8 protein-coding genes and 1 pseudogene are annotated in these 16,550 nt (G+C 74.5%); 1 reads left to right on the forward strand and 8 read right to left on the reverse strand.

Features of this window, described 5'->3' with window-relative positions; all coding sequences use genetic code 11:
* Window positions 1-66 precede the first annotated feature (66 nt).
* From ABZ858_RS25305 to ABZ858_RS25325, 5 genes and pseudogenes are all read right to left on the reverse strand, one after another.
* On the reverse strand, window positions 67-672 hold the full coding sequence (locus tag ABZ858_RS25305) for an ATP/GTP-binding protein (protein WP_361382855.1): 606 nt from the start codon (window positions 670-672) through the stop codon (window positions 67-69).
* Window positions 653-4,295 (reverse strand): annotated as a pseudogene (locus ABZ858_RS25310) (hydantoinase B/oxoprolinase family protein). Before ABZ858_RS25310 ends, ABZ858_RS25305 begins: the two are co-directional and overlap by 20 nt.
* A 24-nt stretch (window positions 4,296-4,319) precedes the next feature.
* Entirely contained in the window at window positions 4,320-4,715 is a 396-nt protein-coding gene (locus ABZ858_RS25315) for a DUF742 domain-containing protein (protein ID WP_361382858.1), read from the reverse strand.
* A 9-nt stretch (window positions 4,716-4,724) separates the two neighbouring features.
* On the reverse strand, window positions 4,725-5,159 hold the full coding sequence (locus ABZ858_RS25320) for a roadblock/LC7 domain-containing protein (RefSeq protein ID WP_361382861.1): 435 nt from the start codon (window positions 5,157-5,159) through the stop codon (window positions 4,725-4,727).
* Complete coding sequence (locus ABZ858_RS25325) at window positions 5,156-8,017, reverse strand: nitrate- and nitrite sensing domain-containing protein (protein WP_361383290.1); 2,862 nt, start codon at window positions 8,015-8,017, stop codon at window positions 5,156-5,158. The genes ABZ858_RS25320 and ABZ858_RS25325 overlap by 4 nt, the downstream gene beginning before the upstream one ends.
* A 416-nt stretch (window positions 8,018-8,433) precedes the next feature.
* Between ABZ858_RS25325 and ABZ858_RS25330 the strand changes: the two genes are divergently transcribed.
* Window positions 8,434-8,919, forward strand: coding sequence for a hypothetical protein (locus ABZ858_RS25330; RefSeq protein ID WP_361382864.1), 486 nt, complete (start codon window positions 8,434-8,436; stop codon window positions 8,917-8,919).
* A gap of 194 nt (window positions 8,920-9,113) precedes the next feature.
* Here the strand turns inward: ABZ858_RS25330 and ABZ858_RS25335 are convergent, their stop codons facing one another.
* The 3 genes from ABZ858_RS25335 to ABZ858_RS25345 form a co-directional block, all read right to left on the reverse strand.
* The gene (locus ABZ858_RS25335) at window positions 9,114-13,793 is read right to left on the reverse strand and encodes a hypothetical protein (protein ID WP_361382867.1); all 4,680 of its coding nucleotides are present in this window, start codon (window positions 13,791-13,793) and stop codon (window positions 9,114-9,116) included.
* A 46-nt stretch (window positions 13,794-13,839) separates the two neighbouring features.
* Window positions 13,840-14,730: a hypothetical protein gene (locus ABZ858_RS25340; RefSeq protein ID WP_361382871.1), complete on the reverse strand. Its 891-nt coding sequence runs from the start codon at window positions 14,728-14,730 to the stop codon at window positions 13,840-13,842.
* A gap of 238 nt (window positions 14,731-14,968) precedes the next feature.
* Entirely contained in the window at window positions 14,969-16,495 is a 1,527-nt protein-coding gene (locus ABZ858_RS25345) for a hypothetical protein (protein WP_361382873.1), read from the reverse strand.
* Between the last annotated feature and the right edge of the window lie 55 nt (window positions 16,496-16,550).

The following is a 16,550-nucleotide window of genomic DNA, read 5'->3' on the forward strand; positions in this document are numbered from 1 at the left end:
GTGCTCCACGCGCGCGTGGCCGGCGACCGGTGCTCCACGCGCGCGTGCCGGGGCGGTGCGGCGGGGTCAGGTGGTCACGGTGCCGCGGCGTGCGGCCGCGTACTCCCCCGCGTGGCGGACGACGCCGATGAGGGCCTCCTTGACCGATTCGCGGTCCCGGGCGTCGCACAGCAGCACGGGGACGCCGTCGTCCAGGTCGAGGGCCTGGCGGACCGTCTCCACCGGGTAGCGGGCGGCTCCCTCGAAGCAGTTGACACCGATCACGAAGGGGATGGAGCGCCGCTCGAAGTAGTCGACGGCGGCGAAGCAGTCCTCCAGGCGCCGGGTGTCGGCCAGCACGACCGCCCCGAGCGCGCCCTCGGACAGCTCGTCCCACATGAACCAGAACCGCTCCTGCCCGGGCGTCCCGAACAGGTACAGCACCAGATCCTCTCGCAGCGTGATACGGCCGAAGTCCATGGCCACGGTGGTGGTGTGCTTGCCCTCCACTCCGCTGACGTCGTCGACCGGGCGGCCCGCCTCGGTGAGCACTTCCTCGGTGCGCAACGGCCTGATCTCGCTGACCGCGCCGACCAGGGTCGTCTTGCCCACGCCGAAGCCGCCGGCCACCAGGATCTTGAGCGTGAGCGGCTCGACCGGGGGCTTGCCGCGCTCAGTACGCCCGAAGATCATCGTTCTTCTTCTCCTGCTCGACGAGGGTCGGGGTCGGGTGGCGGTGGCCCGTAGCCTCCGCCGCCGGGGGTCTCGATGACGAGTACGTCGCCGGGAGCGACGTCCGCCGTATCGCTTCCGCCGAGGTCCCGGACGGAACCGTCCGGGTGTTCGACGCGGTTGGCGCCCAGGGCGCCGGGCTCGCCGCCCGCCATGCCGTAGGGCGCCACCCGGCGGTGCTGGGACAGGGTGGAGACGGTCATGGGCTCCAGGAAGCGGATGCGGCGTACCGCGCCGTCCCCGCCGCGCCACGCGCCCGCGCCGCCGCTGCCGTGCCGCACCGCGAACTCCTCCAGGCGCACGGGCAGCCGCCATTCGAGGACTTCGGGGTCGGTGAGGCGGGAGTTGGTCATATGGGTCTGGACGACACTCGCGCCCGGGAAGCCGTCGCCCGCGCCGGAACCGGAGGCGACGGTCTCGTAGTACTGGTGGTGTGCGTTGCCGAAGGTGACGTTGTTCATCGTCCCGGAGCCCTCGGCCTGGACGCCGAGTGCCGCGTAGAGCGCGCCGGTCAGGGACTGGGACGTCTCCACGTTGCCCGCGACGACGGCGGCCGGCGGCTCGGGGCTGAGCAGGGAACCGGGCGGTACGACGATCTCCAGGGGGCGCAGGCAGCCGTCGTTGAGCGGGATGTCGTCGGCGACCAGGGTGCGGAAGACGTACAGGACGGCCGCGTGGACGACGGAGAGGGGCGCGTTGAAGTTGGTGGGCGCCTGCGGTGAGGTGCCGGTGAAGTCGATGGTCGCCGACCGGTGCTCGCGGTCCACCCGGACGTGGACGCGGATGACGGCGCCCGAATCGGTCTCGTAGGCGCACTCCCCGTCGGCCAGGGCGCCGACGACCCGGCGGACGGCTTCCTCGGCGTTGTCCTGGACGTGCCGCATGTAGGCCTGGACGACGTCGAGGCCGAACTCCTCGATCATGCGGGCGACCTCGTCGACGCCCTTCTGGTTGGCGGCGATCTGGGCGCGCAGGTCGGCGAGGTTGGTGTCCGGGGCGCGGGAGGGGTGGGGGCCCGTGGTGAGCAGGCCGCGGGTCTCCTCCTCGCGCAGGCGGCCGCTCTCGGCGAGCAGCCAGTTGTCGAAGAGGACGCCTTCCTCGTCGATGGTGCGGCTGTCGGCGGGCATGGAGCCGGGCGCGATGCCGCCGATCTCGGCGTGGTGGCCGCGGGAGGCGACGTAGAAGAGGAGCCGGTCACGCCGGGTGCCGTCGGTGCCGAAGACCGGGGTGATGACGGTGATGTCCGGCAGGTGTGTGCCGCCGTGGTACGGGTCGTTGACGGCGTAGGTGTCCCCGGGCCTCATCCGGGAGCCGCGGCGCCGGATGACCTCTTTGACGCTGGTGCCCATCGAGCCCAGGTGGACGGGGATGTGCGGGGCGTTGGCCACGAGGTTCCCGTCCGGGTCGAACAGGGCGCAGGAGAAGTCCAGGCGTTCCTTGATGTTGACGGACTGCGCGGTGGCCTGCAGCCGGGCGCCCATCTGTTCGGCGATGGACATGAAGAGGTTGTTGAAGACCTCCAGCAGAACGGGATCCGCTTCCGTGTCCGGCCGGGAACTCTGCGTGACCGCCACGCGTTCCAGGATCAGCTGCCCGTCGTGGGCGGCGGCCCGCCAGCCGTCGTCGACGACGGTCGTCGCACTGGCCTCGGTGATGATCGCGGGTCCGGTGACGGTGGCGCCGGGAGGCAGGTCCTCGCGGCGGTGCAGGGGTACGTCGCGCCAGGCGCCGCCGGTGTGCAGCCGGACGGTCCCGGGTGTGCGGGAGCGGTCCGCGCGGGCGGGTTCGTACGGGGTGAGGGCGGACAGGTCGGGGGGTTCGGTGAGGCCGGTGGCCTCCACGGAGAGGGATTCGACGACGAGGGGGCGGTCGAGCGTGAAGGAGTACGTGCGGCGATGACGTTCTTCGAAGGCGTGCCGCATGGTGTCGGGGCCGGTCAGCTCGACGGTGAGGGTGGTGTCCGTGCCGTCGTAGCGGAGCTGGGCGCGCCGGGTGACGCGGACGTTCTCCTCGGGGACGGCCTCGGCGGCGAGTTCCGCGCGGGCCGCCGCCTCCAGGTCGTCGGCGGTTCGCAGGACGTCCGGCATGGCGTCCGGTCGCAGGGGTGCCTCGACGGACTGCTCGCGCATGGCGGTGGTGTCGGCGAGGCCCATGCCGAGCGCGGACAGGACGCCCGCCATGGGCGGCACCAGGACGGTGCGGATGCCGAGCGAGTCGGCGACCATGCAGGCGTGCTGCCCGCCCGCGCCGCCGAAGGTGGTGAGGGCGTAGCGGGTGACGTCGTGCCCCTGCTGCACGGAGATCCGCTTGACGGCGTTGGCGATGTTCGCGACGGCGATCCGCAGACAGCCCTCGGCGACCTGTTCCGGGGTGCGGTCGTCGCCGGTGTGCCGGCGGATCTTCCGGGCGAGCGCGGTGAAGCGGTCGTGGACGAGTTCCCCGTCGAGGGGCTGGTCGCCTCCGGGGCCGAAGACCTGGGGGAAGTGGGCCGGCTGGACGCGGCCGAGCATCACGTTGGCGTCGGTGACGGTGAGCGGGCCGCCGCCGCGGTAGCAGGCGGGTCCCGGGGCGGCTCCGGCCGAGTCGGGTCCCACGCGGTACCGGGAGCCGTCGAAGTGGAGGACGGAGCCGCCGCCCGCGGCCACCGTGTGGATGTCCAGCATGGGGGCCCGCAGCCGGACGCCCGCGATCTGCGTGGTGAGCACGCGTTCGTAGGCGCCGGCGTAGTGGGAGACGTCGGTGGAGGTGCCGCCCATGTCGAAGCCGATGACCCGCTCGTGGCCGGCGAGCCGGGACATGCGGGCCATGCCGACGATGCCGCCCGCGGGCCCGGACAGGACGGCGTCCTTGCCCCGGAACCGCCCCGCTTCGGTGAGCCCGCCGTTGGACTGCATGAACATCAGGCGGACGCCGTGCAGTTCGTCGGCGACATGCCGGACGTAGCGGCGCAGCACGGGCGAGAGGTAGGCGTCCACGACGGCCGTGTCACCGCGCGGGACGATCTTCATGAGGGGGCTGACCTCGCTGGACAGCGAGATCTGCGGGAAGCCGGTGCGGGCGGCCAGCTCGCCCACGGCCCGCTCGTGGGCGGGGTGCAGATGGCTGTGCAGGCAGACCACGGCGACGGCGCGGATCCCGTCGTCGTACGCCTCGCGCAGTGGCCCGGCGAGGGCGTCCAGGTCGGGCGGGCGCAGCACGGTGCCGTCGGCGGCGATGCGCTCGTCCACCTCGATGACGCGTTCGTGCAGCAGCTCGGGCAGGTCGATGCGGCGGGCGAAGATGTGCGGGCGGTTCTGGTAGGCGATGCGCGGCGCGTCGCGGAAGCCGCGGGTGATCACCAGGACGGTCCGCTCCCCCGTGCGTTCCAGCAGGGCGTTGGTGGCCACGGTGGTGCCCATGCGGACGGAGTCGACGGGGCCGGGGGCGGTGGCGAGGAGTTCGCGGACTCCGGCGACGGCCGCGTCGGCGTACCGCGCCGGGTTGTCGGACAGCAGTTTGCGCGTGAGGAGGCGACCGTCCGGACGCCTCGCGACGATGTCGGTGAACGTGCCGCCCCGGTCGACCCAGAACTGCCAGCCTGTCACGTCGTCACTCCGCTTCCACGCAGCTCACAGCGCCCGCAGCCCGCTGATCACGTCGCGCAGAATACTTTCGTCCGGCAGCTCGGCCGGAGGTACCGGACGGCTGACATGAACGTACTCCTCGTCCACGAGGTCACCGATCAGGACGCGCACCACACCGATCGGAAGATCGAGTTCCGCGGCGAGTTCGGCGACCGACTGCGGGGCCCGGCGGCACAGCTCGACGATGTCCACGTGTTCCGGGGACAGCGCGTGGTCCGCCTCCGGGTCGTCCACGTGGGGTTCGGTGACGACCACCGCGATCAGGTCGAGGCGGTGCTGCGCCGCGTGATTGGTGCGGCCCCGTGTCATGGCGTACGGGCGCACCACCGGCCCGGCCTCGTCGTCGAACCAGTGGCTTGCTGCCTGACCGTCTCCGCTCATGCCATCCCACTACCCGCCTGCGGGCAGGTCGGTACGCGGTGCGGCGCCCAGATGCACACCGACCCGCTTGACGAGGAGTGTCATCTCGTAGGCCACCTGGCCGATGTCGGACTCCGCGTCGGACAGGACGGCGAGGCAGCTGCCGTCCCCGGCGGCGGTGACGAACAGGAACGCCTCGTCCAGTTCGACGACCGTCTGCCGGACGCTGCCCGCCTCGAAGTGCCGGCCCACGCCCTTGGCGAGGCTGTGGAAGCCGGAGGCGACGGCGGCCAGGTGCTCACTGTCCTCGCGGGTCAGGTCCTTGGACACGCCGGTCGCCAGGCCGTCCCCGGAGAGCACGATGGCCTTGCGGATGCTGGCGACCCGGTCCACGAGGTCGTCCAGGAGCCAGTTCAGTTCCCTCTTGCCGGTCGGGCTGTGGCCGGTCGCGTTCGGTGCGGTCATCGACCGTCTCCCTTGGTCGTTCCTGGTGCTGTGCTGCCGTCGCGGACGTCGTCGCCCGCGTCGTTCTCCTCACGGCCGCGCCGCCAGCCGCGCTGGAGCGAGGCCATCCGGCTGCGTACCTCGTCGGCGTCCCGTCCGGCGGGGTCGACGTGGGTCCCGGTGTGCCGCTCGGGAGTCTGTCTGAGCTGGGGGGCGAGGTTCGCCTGCCGTACGCGCCGCGGCAGCGCCCCGGCCTCGGGCGCGGTCCCGCCGGCTCGGGGGGCGCGGCCCGGGACCGGCCCACCGCTGTCATCGCTGTCGCCGGGCGCGGGCGTGCGGGTGCGCTGCGGGAGGGCCGGCAGCTCGCCGCCTTCGCGCGGGGCGCGGGACGGGCCCGAGGGGCCGCCGCGCTCGCCGGGCGCGCCGACGGTGGTGGTGTCCGTGGTGTCCCTCCTCGGCGGCGGGCCGCCGCGGCGACGGGCCGGCAGCGGGGCCGGGGACTCCTCCCGCGGCGCGGTGGTGCCTGTGGCGTCCTGGTCGTCCGCTCCCCCGCGCCGAGGCCGCTGCCCGATGACCGGGCGCCCGTGCGAGCTGACCAGCTTGGGAGTGCGGCGCCGGGTCAGCGGGACCGGGAGATCGCCGGGCTCGCCGCCGCCGGCCTGCTCCGGCGCGTCCCGCCGGGCGGTGCCCGGCCGGTGCTCGGCCGCGGGACGGTCGGGCGTGCCGTCGCCCTGGGGGCGGGCCGGGGATCGGCGGGGGCGGAACAGACCGCCGCGTTCGCTGTCCTCGTCGGGGAGGGCGCCCGGGAAGGCCTCCAGGGGGGCCAGGCCGAGGGGGGCCTCCAGTTCCACCGGTCCGTCCAGGAGCGAGACCGGCAGTCCCGGCAGCTGGACGGGGGCCTGGGCGAGGGCGTCCCGGCGGCTCTCCTCCCGTTCGGTCTGCGTGGCGGGCCGGTCGAGACGGAAGCCGATGCCGTTGGTGTCGGGGACGTCGTCGGTCAGCAGCGCCTCGGGGATGAAGACGATCGCGGTGGTGCCGCCGTACGGCGACGGCTGGAGGGAGACGCGGACGTTCTGCCGCTGGGCGAGCCGGCTGATGACGAACAGTCCGAGGCGGTCGGTGTCGGAGAGTTCAAACTCCGGTGTCTCGGCCAGCCGGAGGTTGGCGTCCAGCAGGGTCTCGGCGGCCATGCCCAGGCCCCGGTCGTGGATCTCCAGGGTGAAGCCGTTGGCGACGCGTTCGCCGAGGACCTGGACGGCGGTGTGCGGCGGGGAGAACACGGTGGCGTTCTCCAGGAGTTCGGCGACGAGATGGGTGAGGTCGGCCACGGCGGACCCGGTGAGGGCGACCCGCGGCAGCCGCCGGACCTCGATGCGTTCGTAGTCCTCGACCTCGGCGACGGCGGCGCGGACGACGTCCATCAGCTGCACGGGCTTGCGCCACTGCCGGGACGGGGCGGCGCCGGAGAGGATCACCAGGCCCTCGGCGTGCCGGCGCATACGGGTGGTGAGGTGGTCGAGGCGGAACAGGTCGGCGAGTTCCTCGGTGTCCTCGGTCCGGCGCTCCATGGTGTCCAGCAGGGTGAGCTGCTTGTGCAGCAGGACCTGGCTGCGGCGGGCGAGGTTCACGAAGACCTCGGAGACGCCGGCGCGGAGTTCGGCCTGTTTCACGGCGGCCTCGACGGCGGCCCGCTGCAGGGTGTTGAGGGCCTGGCCGACCTCGCCCATCTCGTTCTTGTCGTATTCGAGGCGGGGCACCTCGGTCTCCACGTCGACCTGCTCGCCCGCCGACAGGCGGCGCATCACACTGGGCAGGCGCACCCCGGACGCCTCGTGGGCCTCCAGGCGCAGTTGCCGCAGGTCGCGGATGAGTCCGCGGCCGATGCGCACGGACAGGAAGAGGGAGACGAGCAGCGCGACCAGTCCGAGGACGCCGGCGACGGCGGCGCGCAGGATGACGTTCATCGCGACCGGGTGGACCCGGTCCTGGTAGCGGTCGTTGGCCCGGTCGTCGAGGGTGCCGAGATCGTCGAGGGCGCTCGCGGCGGCGGTGTCCCAGCTCTTCGCGGTCACCCCCCGCGGCATGCCCGATCCGGTGGCGGCGGCGGCCCGTTCGGCCGCGCGCAGCGGGGCGGAGGGGGCGCCGGACCAGAAGCTCTGGTAGCGGTCGCGTTCGGCGGCCGGCAGCAGCGGCAGGCTGATGTCGTACAGCAGGGACCGCTGAGCGGTGAGTGCGGCGACGTCCCGGCTCTCGTCGCGGGTGAGGGTGCCGACGACCAGCGAGGAGCCGAGCAGGGCGTCCTCGCGGGAGAGGAGTTCGCGGGCCCGGGCGAGGTTGACCAGGGCGCGGTACTGCTTGTCGAGTCCGGCGTCGTCGGCGAGGTGCAGGTCGGCGAGGAGGGCGTAGCAGGGATCGACGAGGTGGTCGTAGCGTTCGAGCGCCTGGGCGCGGTCGACGGTGCCGCCCTCGACGCCGCGGCGCAGTGCCGCGATCCCGTCGAAGGCTCGCAGTACGGCGGTCATCCGTCCGTGGTTGCCGGTGCCCATGGCCCTGCGGGCGCGGTGCGCCGCCGCGTTGCCGCGGAGCTTGGCCACGGCCTCGTCGGTGGCGGCCCGGCTGCGCCGCAGCGCGTCGAGGGTGTCGGCGGCGCGGGGGTCGGCGAGGTAGACGAGTGTCTGCCGGCGCTCCTGCTGGAGGACCCGCACGGTGTCCTCGGCGGGGTAGGCGACCTTCTCGACGACATAGGTCGCGTGGACCATCCGCGTCGCCTGCTGTCCTGTGACGACCGTGGCGAAGGCCCAGATCGCGGCCAGGGAGAGCAACGGCACGAGAAGCAGCGCCACGATCTTCCGGCGGATGGACTTCCCGCGAAAGCGCATGGCCTCCCCCAGCTCGACCCCCATCCGGAAGGGGGTACACATGTACGTCAACAAACGGCGCGAGCCTACTACCGACACACACGTATCTCGAAGGGCCGACCGGAGTTCAAACCTCCGCTCCCCTGCAAAGAGGTGGCGAGTTGTCCGGGCATGGCGTGAGATGGCGGGCCGGATCACCGGGGTGACGACCCGGCAAAACAGGTCATCCGCCCTGCCCGGTGGCCGATATTTTTCGCCTGCCGGGAATCTTCGGGACGTGTCGTTCGTCCTAGTCGATGGGAGATGGGGCGGAACGGGGCTGGAGCCGCGTCCCGTACCCGGGCGGCGTAGAACAGCGCAAGCCGGGCAGCCAATGGGGATCCGGTTCTTGGGACACCGGGGCGAGCGGTCTGCTGGCGGTGGGGAGTGACACCTTGATGGACACGGCGGAGCGACGCGGGAGGACCACCGGCGGTGGCGGCGGCAGGGTCGGGGCGGCGGTGCCCGCTCAGGTCCTGCCGGAGCAGGCCTCCTCCAAGCCGTTGTGGGTCGAGGAGCCCGCGCGCCGGCGCAGACTTCCGGACCCGGTGCGGGAGGCGGCCGTACGGGCGGTGCTGATCGCCTCCGTGACGCTCATCCTGGCCGTGGTGGCGTTCCTGTGCACCATGGCCGGCTCCTGGCCGGCGTTCCCGATGGTCATCAGCAGTGTGGCCGGCACGGTGGTGGCCACCTGGGCGGTGCTGGACGTCTGGGTGACCCGCCAGGTGTGGAACCAGCGCCACGGCGTGATCTCCGCCCCGAGCAGCACCGCCCGAAGCCTGCGGCGCGAGCGGCGCAAGGCCCGGCGGGAGCAGCGGTCGGCCGAGCGGACGCAGGAGCGGATACGCCGGGGCGGGGGCGCGGGGCGGCTGTCGCATCCGTGAGCGGGGGCGCATCCGTGAACGGGACGGCCTCGACGAGCCGTTGCGACCCCGGGTGGGTGGACCGGTGCGGTGACGCCGGGCGCAGGCCCTGCCTGTTCGTCTTCGGGTGGACGCACTGGGTGCGGTGACGGCGGCCGGGCCCGGCTTCCCGGGCGCCATACCGTCGCCGGTCTGGGACCGCGTCCAGGGCCTGCCTAGGCCGGGCGCTTGAACATGCGGGTCGCGGTGATCTCGCTGTGGGCGGCCTCCTCGGTGCGGGACTGCTGGGGCAGGCCGGGGCGCAGGTGTTCCTCGACGCTGATGTACTTCAGTCCGGCGCGCAGGTCGGCGTCGTTGCGCAGGCGGATGACCAGCGGGAACTCGGCCAGGGCGGTCGTGTCGAACAGGCCGGTGGTGTAGAGCAGCTGGACGCCGAGCGCGTCGGAGACGGCCCGCTGGAGTTCCAGCAGGTAGGTGGCGTTGGCGCGGCCGATGGGGTTGTCCAGGAACAGGGTGCCCGCGTGCCGGTGCTTGTCACGGCCCCGGTCGTTGGAGCGCAGGGCCGCCATCGTGCAGTACAGGGCGATGGCGGCGGTGAGCAGTTGGCCGCCCGAGAACACGTCGCCCATCTGCCCGACGGGCACGCGCTCGGCGCGCAGCACGGCGTCCGGCTTGAGGATCTCCACGGCCACGCCCTTGGGCTGGAGCGCGGCGCCGACCCCGCGCAGCAGCAGGGACATCCCGTCGCGGCGCAGGTCGGAGTTCTTCTTCACGGCGGCGCGGGTCGCCTCGTCGATGACCTCGCCGAGCCGCTCGGTCAAGGTCGCCTGGTCGGGCTCCTCGAAGCGGATGCGCAGGAACTCCTGCCCGGACCACTCGCCGAGCCCTTCCGGGAGGCGGGACAGGCGCTGGGCCGAGCGGAGCGTGGCGAGCGCGGACTCCACCAGGCCGCGCAGCCGGTCCACGATCGAGTCGCGGTTGCGCTCCAGCTGGGCCAGTTCGTCGGTGAGGACGCGCAGCCGGGGCGCGAACGCCTCGGCCCACTTCTGGGCGTGCTCGGGCAGCGCGGAGGCGGGCAGTTCGCGGATCTGCTGCCGCGCGGGGGTGCGTACCTGCTCGTAGCGGGTGGAGTTGGCGTGCCGGACGAGGACGTCGCTCGCCTCGCGCACGGCGGCCTCGGCGGCGGACAGGTCGGCGGCGCAGCCGCGCAGCGACCTGCGGGCCTCGGCCGCCGCCTGCCGGGCCGCCTCGGGGGTGCCCGGGTAGGGCTCCGGGGCCTGCGCCTCCTCGTCGCCGGTGTGCTCGCGCAGCAGGTCGCGGAGCAGGGCGGCGATCTCGTCGAAGCCGCTCGCCGCGTCCTCGGCGGCGCGGTGGGCCGCCAGCAGCTCGCCGTGCGCCGCACGGGCCTGGACCAGCGCCTCGGTGCGGGAGGTGAGTTCGGCGGTGGCCGTGCGCAGCAGGGCCTGGGCGTGCTCGGCGTCGCGCGGGAGCAGTTCCCCGGACAGCTCGGTGTGGGCGTCGCCGTCCTCGGGCGCCAGCCGCTCGGCCTCGCCGCGCAGCCGGCCGAGTTGTTCGCTCGCGGTCGACATCCGGGTCTCCAGGAGCTGCACCAGTTCCTCGGCGCGGGCGGCGGCGGCCTGGCGGGAGGGGCCGTCGGAGCCGTCCGGGGACCCGAGGAGCTGTTCCGCGCGGGTGCGGACCTTGTTGCTGAGGCGGTCCAGTTCGGCGCGGGCCGCGCTCTCGTCGCTCTCCGCTCGGGCCTGCTCGGCGCGCAGGTCGGCGCCGACGCCCACCTTCTCGTACACCTGGGAGGCGGCCCGGTACGCCTCGCGCAGGGCGGGCAGGGACGCCTCGGGAGCGTCCGCGCCGGCCTCGGGCAGGTCGTCGGGGGCGCCGGCGATCTCGGAGCGTTCGGCGCGCAGCGCGCGGGCGGTGCGGCGGGCGTCGTCGGCGGCGCGCTGGGCGGCGCGCCGGTCCTCGTCGGCGGCGCGGGCGCGCTCCAGGCACGACTGGGCGCGGGCCTCCGACTCGGCGGCCTCGTCGGCGAGTTCTCGCAGCCGGGCCTGCCAGCCGGCGCGTTCGCGCAGCCGGAAGGCGAGTCCGGCGAGGGCGTCGGCGGCGCGCCGGGCCTTCTGCGCGGTCTCCTGCCGCTCGTCGCGTACCTGCGCGGCCTCGGCGGCGGTCTCCTCGGCCTCGGCGCGTGCGGTGCGGGCCTCGGACAGCTCGGCCTCGGTCTCCTCGGCGAAGGCGTGTGCCTCGCGGGCGGCCTCGGCCAGTTCGGCCAGCCGTCCCGCCGGGCAGCCGGTGCGCCAGGAGGAGAGCCGGGCGGCCAGCTCGCGGTCCTTGCCGAGCCGGGCGGCGAGCCGGCGGATCTCCTCGTCCCGCTCGGTGGCCCGGGCGCGCAGCGTCTGCCGTTCCTCGTCGGCGGCGTGCTCGTCGTGCATGGCCGGGTTCGGCGGCACCAGGAAGACGTCGGTGGGCGTGGCGTCGGCCGCCGGGGTGGGGGCGAGCAGGGCGGCGGCGGTGCCGACGGCCACGGCGGAGCGGGGCAGCAGGGCGGCGTCGGCGAGGGCGGCGCGGGCCCGGGCGTGTGTGTCCGGGTCGGTGATGATCACGCCGTCGACGAGTTCGGGCCGGGCGGCCAGCACGCGCGCGTGGTCGGCGGGGTCGACGGCCTGGGCGAGGTAGCGCCAGCCGGGCAGTGCGGGAATGCCGTGCTCGCCGAGGAACTCGACGGTGGCCAGCACATCGGGTCCGGGCGGCAGCAGGCCGCCGTCACCGAGCGCGCCGAGGATGCGGGAGTCGTCGGCGGCGGCCGTACGCAGCTCGAACAGGTGCCGCTCGGCGGAGGAGACGGCGTCGTCGAGGAAGGCGCGCAGCTCGTCGGCGAAGCGGTCCAGGTCCTCCGGTGTGAGGGCGTCCTCGACGGGCCGGTGCGGTCCTTCGGCGCCGGTCCCGGCCGTCGGCGCGGTCCGGGTCCCGCCGGCGTCGTCGGACCCGCTGCGGGGGCCCGGCACGCCGAGCCGGGCGACCGCCGGGCCCGTGCCCGTGCCCGGCAGCCCCAGCAGCTCCGCGAGCCGCTCCTCGCCCGCCAGCGCCTCGGCGGTCCGCCGCTCGGCCCGGTACGCCCGTTCGGTCGCGGCCGTCGCGTCGGCTGCGCGGGCCGCGGTGAGTTCGGCGCGGGACTCGGCCGAGGCCGTCTCGCGGGCCTGCTCCGCCGCCTTCCGGGACACCTCGCGGGCCGCGTCCCAGGCGGCGACGGCCGTCTTCTCGGCGTCGCTGGCGGCCAGGGCCGCCCGGGCCGGGTCGGCGTCGGGGGCGCTGTCGTCGAGCCAGCCCGCGCGGACGGCCTCGGCGGTCTCCTGCTCGACCTCGGTGAGCCGCTGGCGCAGATGACCGGCCTCGCTGCGGGCGCGCTGCGCCTCGGTGGCGGCGGCCGTCGCGTCCCGGTGGGCCGTCTCGCCCAGCTCCTGGAGGTGCGCGGACCGCTCCTCGCCCTCGTTGGCGAGCGACTCGGCGCTCTCCGCGGCCGCGTGCAGGGCCCGTACGAGGTCCACGGCGGCCTTGGCACGGGCGGCGAGGGCCGGGGCCGCGTCCCGTTCGGCTTCCTGGATCGCCGCGGAGACCCGGGACACGCGGTCGGCGGCGGCGCGGTGGCGCAGCGCGGCCTCGGCGGCCTGCCACGCGGAGTGCAGGGTGCGGGCGTCGGCCAGTTCGCGTTTCTGCGCGGCGGCGGACTTCTCGGCGGCGGCCAGGGCCAGCGAGGCGTGCCGGTAGGCGAGTTCGGCGGCGATCAGGGCGCCGCGCTCGCGGGCGCCCTCGGAGTGCGTGACGGTGTAGGCGGCGGCGGTGACGCGCTGGGCGAGGTCGGAGGCGCGCACCCGCTCCTGCACCGCGCGGGCGGACAGCCGCCGCGCCAGCGTGCGGGTACGGCGCTCCGCTCCGGCGTGCACGTCCCGCGCGCGGGCGCGGGTCTCGGCGGCCTCGACGATCCGGCCGAGCAGGTCGGCCGAGCCGGCGGTGAAGTCGCGTTCGGCGATCAGCTCGGCCCGCCGGCCCAGCTTGTTGCCGAAGCCGCTGACCAGGTCGGCCAGTCCGTCGGTGTCCCGGGTGTCGGTGACGGCGCGCAGCAGCAGGTCGGTGAAGTCGGAGTCCTTCTTCACCGCGAACAGGCCGGCCGCCTCGCCCTCGTCGGCGTTCATCTCCCGCTGGTAGCGGAAGAGTTCGGGGTCGAGACCGAGGTCGCCGAGGTGTTCGATCCAGCGGTCGTGGATCTCCTCCCAGTGCGCCTCCAGGTGCGGGTACGCCTTGCCCGCCTCGGTGAGTGCGTCCCGGAAGCCCTTCATGGTGCGGCGCCGGCCCTGGGCGCCCGAGGTGCCCTCGGCGGGCGGCCGCACGGAGGTGGCCTCGGCGACGGGGAGGCTGTCCAGGGTGAGGCCGGGGCCGGGCCGGAAGGAGTACCAGGCCTCGGCGAACTTGCGCGGGTCGTTGGAGACCTGGCGGCCGCGCCACTCGCTCGCCTTGCCGACGACGACGCACTCGCCGGTCTGCACGTGCTGCCACTCCAGGGCGACGTGCCCGCAGTCGTCGGCGAGCAGGAACTTGCGCAGCACGCCGGAGCTGGCGCCGCCGAGGGTGTTGCGGTGGCCGGGCAGCATCACCGAGAAGATCAGCTTGAGCAGGACCGACTTGCCGCCGCCGTTCTCCAGGAAGAGCACGCCCGCGGGTGCGGGGCGGCGCGGCGGGCCGACCGGCTCCTCCTCGAAGAACTCCGCCTGGGTGGGCGCGGGGTCGGGCACCGGCTCGCCCACGCCGCGCAGGTCAAGCACGGTGTCGGCGTAGCGCGCACCGGCGGGTCCGATGGAATAGAGGCGGACCCGGGACAGCTCGTACATGGCGGACTCTCGTCAGTCTTCTTGCGGTTCGGCGTGGTTCAGGGGGTCAGGGCTGGGCGGGGGCGTGGAAGGGCAGCCCGGCGTCGGCGACCAGTTCCAGGTCGTCGGTGTCCTCGCCGGGCAGCAGGCTCGGCGTGCCGTCGGTCACCGGGACGACGCCCAGTTCCAGGAGTTCGGCCATGGCGGCGCCGGCCGCCATGTCGCGCACCTGGAGCTGGTAGCGGGCGGTGGTGCGGTAGGTGCCGCCGCTCTCGTCTCCGGTGCGCTGCAGGAACCCGGAGTCGGTGAGGAACGCCAGGGCCTTGGCGACGATGCCGGTGGTGGAGGCGGCGGGGCGGCGGGCGTCCTTGGTGGCGCCGGTCGCGCTGCGCCGCGCCCAGATCCGCCAGGCGGCCTCCAGGCCGGGCGCGTCGGTGGCCGGGTCGGTGTTCTCGCCCTGCTCCTCGGCGCGTTCCTCCAGGCGGCGGCACGCCTGGCGGACGAAGGCGTCCACGCCGTTGACCGTGACGCGGCCGATGTAGCCGTCGTCGGCCAGGTCCTCCGGGCGCGGGAACGCCAGGGCGGCCACGGCGAGGTGGGCGAGTCCGTGCAGGAAGCGGTCGGCGGAGTCGGCGGCGGCACGGCGGGCGTAGTCGCCCATGCGGACGGCGAACACGGAGTCCTCGGCGGCCGTGACCGCCATGCCCGCGCGCGGGGACACCTCCAGGACGACCAGGCCGAGTCCGGCGGCCACGGCGTCCGCGAGCCGGGCGAACGCCGGGTCCTCGCGGTGGCGGCGCAGCAGGTCGGCGTACTCCTGGTCCCGGGCCGGCTGCAGCTTGGGCTGCAGGCCGAAGGCGACCAGCCGGGCCGCGTCGGCGGCGTCGGCGGGGGTGACGGCGGCCGTCACGGCCGGCCCACCGGCTTCCGGCTCACTCCGGTCGACGTGCTCGGTCACGGACACAACTCCTTGGTCTGAGAACTGGGGGCGGGGGCGCTCGGGCGGGAGGCGCGGGGCGGGGCGCTCGGCCGCAGGGCGCGGGGCGGTGTACCCGGAAGCGGGGCGCTGGACGGCGTACCGGCCGTTCGAGGGCCGCGCGGCACGGCCCGGGCGGCCCCGTACGGGTGGGCCGGGTGCGGCGGCGGGAGCTTCACGTGGCCTCCGTACGGGTGGGCCGGTCCCAGTGGCGGGCGCGTCACGCCGCCTCCGTCCGGTCCGCGGCCATGCCCGCCGCGTCCAGCAGGGCCATGCCCACGATCAGGTCGGCGCCGCCGAACCCCGGATCGTCCAGCTCCATGCCGTCGTCCACGGCGAAGAGCAGCTTCTCCTCGCCCTGCCGGTAGGCGGTGCCGACCGGCGGGCTGGCCGCGTGCACGGCCAGCAGGGCGACCAGATAGGGCAGGTCGGCGTCCTTGCGGCGGGCCTCGGCCAGCAGTCCGGACAGCCGTCGCGGGGCGTCGGCGGGCAGGTCCAGCAACTCCATGGCGGCCGCCAGCTGCTCCTCGCTGAAGCGGCTGTCGTCCGGGGTGGCGATCAGGTCCGGCTCGGGCATCTCCGCGCCCAGGTGCTCGCGCTCCACGGGCGGGGTGAGCAGTATGTCGACGAGGTCACCGACCCGGACGGACACCGGGGTGCGCAGTCCGGTCCCGTGCCCGAAGAAGGCGTCCGTGACGCGGACGGCCCGCTCCAGCGGCAGCGGGAGCGTGGGCGCGAGCAGGTGGCCGTAGAGGTCCGTCCCCGAGGTGGTCAGGGGGGTGGCGAACGCCTGCCGGTCCTGCTCGGCGCGGAACAGCGGGCCGGCCTCCAGCAGCCGGGACTGGAGCTGGGTGTGCCGGCGGATGCAGTCCTTGACGATGTCGACCAGCTCGGCGGCGCGCCGCTTGTGCTCGGGCTCCTCGGTCTCGTCGCGGGCCTTGCGGATGTTGGTGAGGATCGCGTTCTCGTGGCGGTAGCGGTCGGCGACGTGGTCCAGCGCCTCGGCGATCATGTCCGGTACGGCGCTGAGCCAGTCCACCGCGCGGACGTTGCGCCGGGTGGCGTCCAGGGCGCGGCGCAGGGTCTCGGAGTACTGCACGGTCCGGTAGCGGGCCTGCTCGGCGGCGAGCTGGGCGTCGGCGAGCCGGCCGCGGTTGATGAGCACCTCCAGCTTGACCTCGGCGGCGATCTGCGCGCTGGTGACATCGGTGTCCAGGGCGCCGACGAGGACGTTGACCGCCTCGTCGGTCGTGCGCAGGTAGACGCTGCCGCCCGGTCCGGGCACCTCTTCGATCAGCTTGAAGTCGTAGTCCCGGCGCACATAGGTGCCGTCCGGCGCGAACGTGCCGTACACCGCGCGGAAGCCGCGGTCGGCGCTGCCGACGTTGATCAGGTTCTCCAGGACCCAGCGGGCCACCCGCTCGTGCTCGGCGGCCGGCCGCCGCGGGGCCTGGGCGGCGACGCGCGGGACGAGCCGGGCGGCGACCTGGTCGTGGTCGGCGCCGGTGTCGAAGTCCATGTTCAGGGTGACGAGGTCGATGGCGGCGAGCGCGATCTCCGCCATGCCGTACACCGAGTACTCGCCCGCGAGGTTCGCCTTGCGCGCGTCGAGGTCGTGCAGCGGCGCGGTGCAGGCGAGCGCGCGCAGCCGCCGCGCCAGTCCCTCGTCGGCGGCCGGACCCGGTGCGGGGCGCGGCCCCGCGCTGAACTGGGGCGGAACGCTGTCCGTCGATGCTGGCGAAGTCACGGTGCACAGACTAGGTCCTCGGTCTGACATCGGCCCAAACGGCGCAGACGCACCC

This window comes from Streptomyces sp. NPDC047017 (assembly GCF_040644175.1).
Lineage (GTDB): Bacteria > Actinomycetota > Actinomycetes > Streptomycetales > Streptomycetaceae > Streptomyces.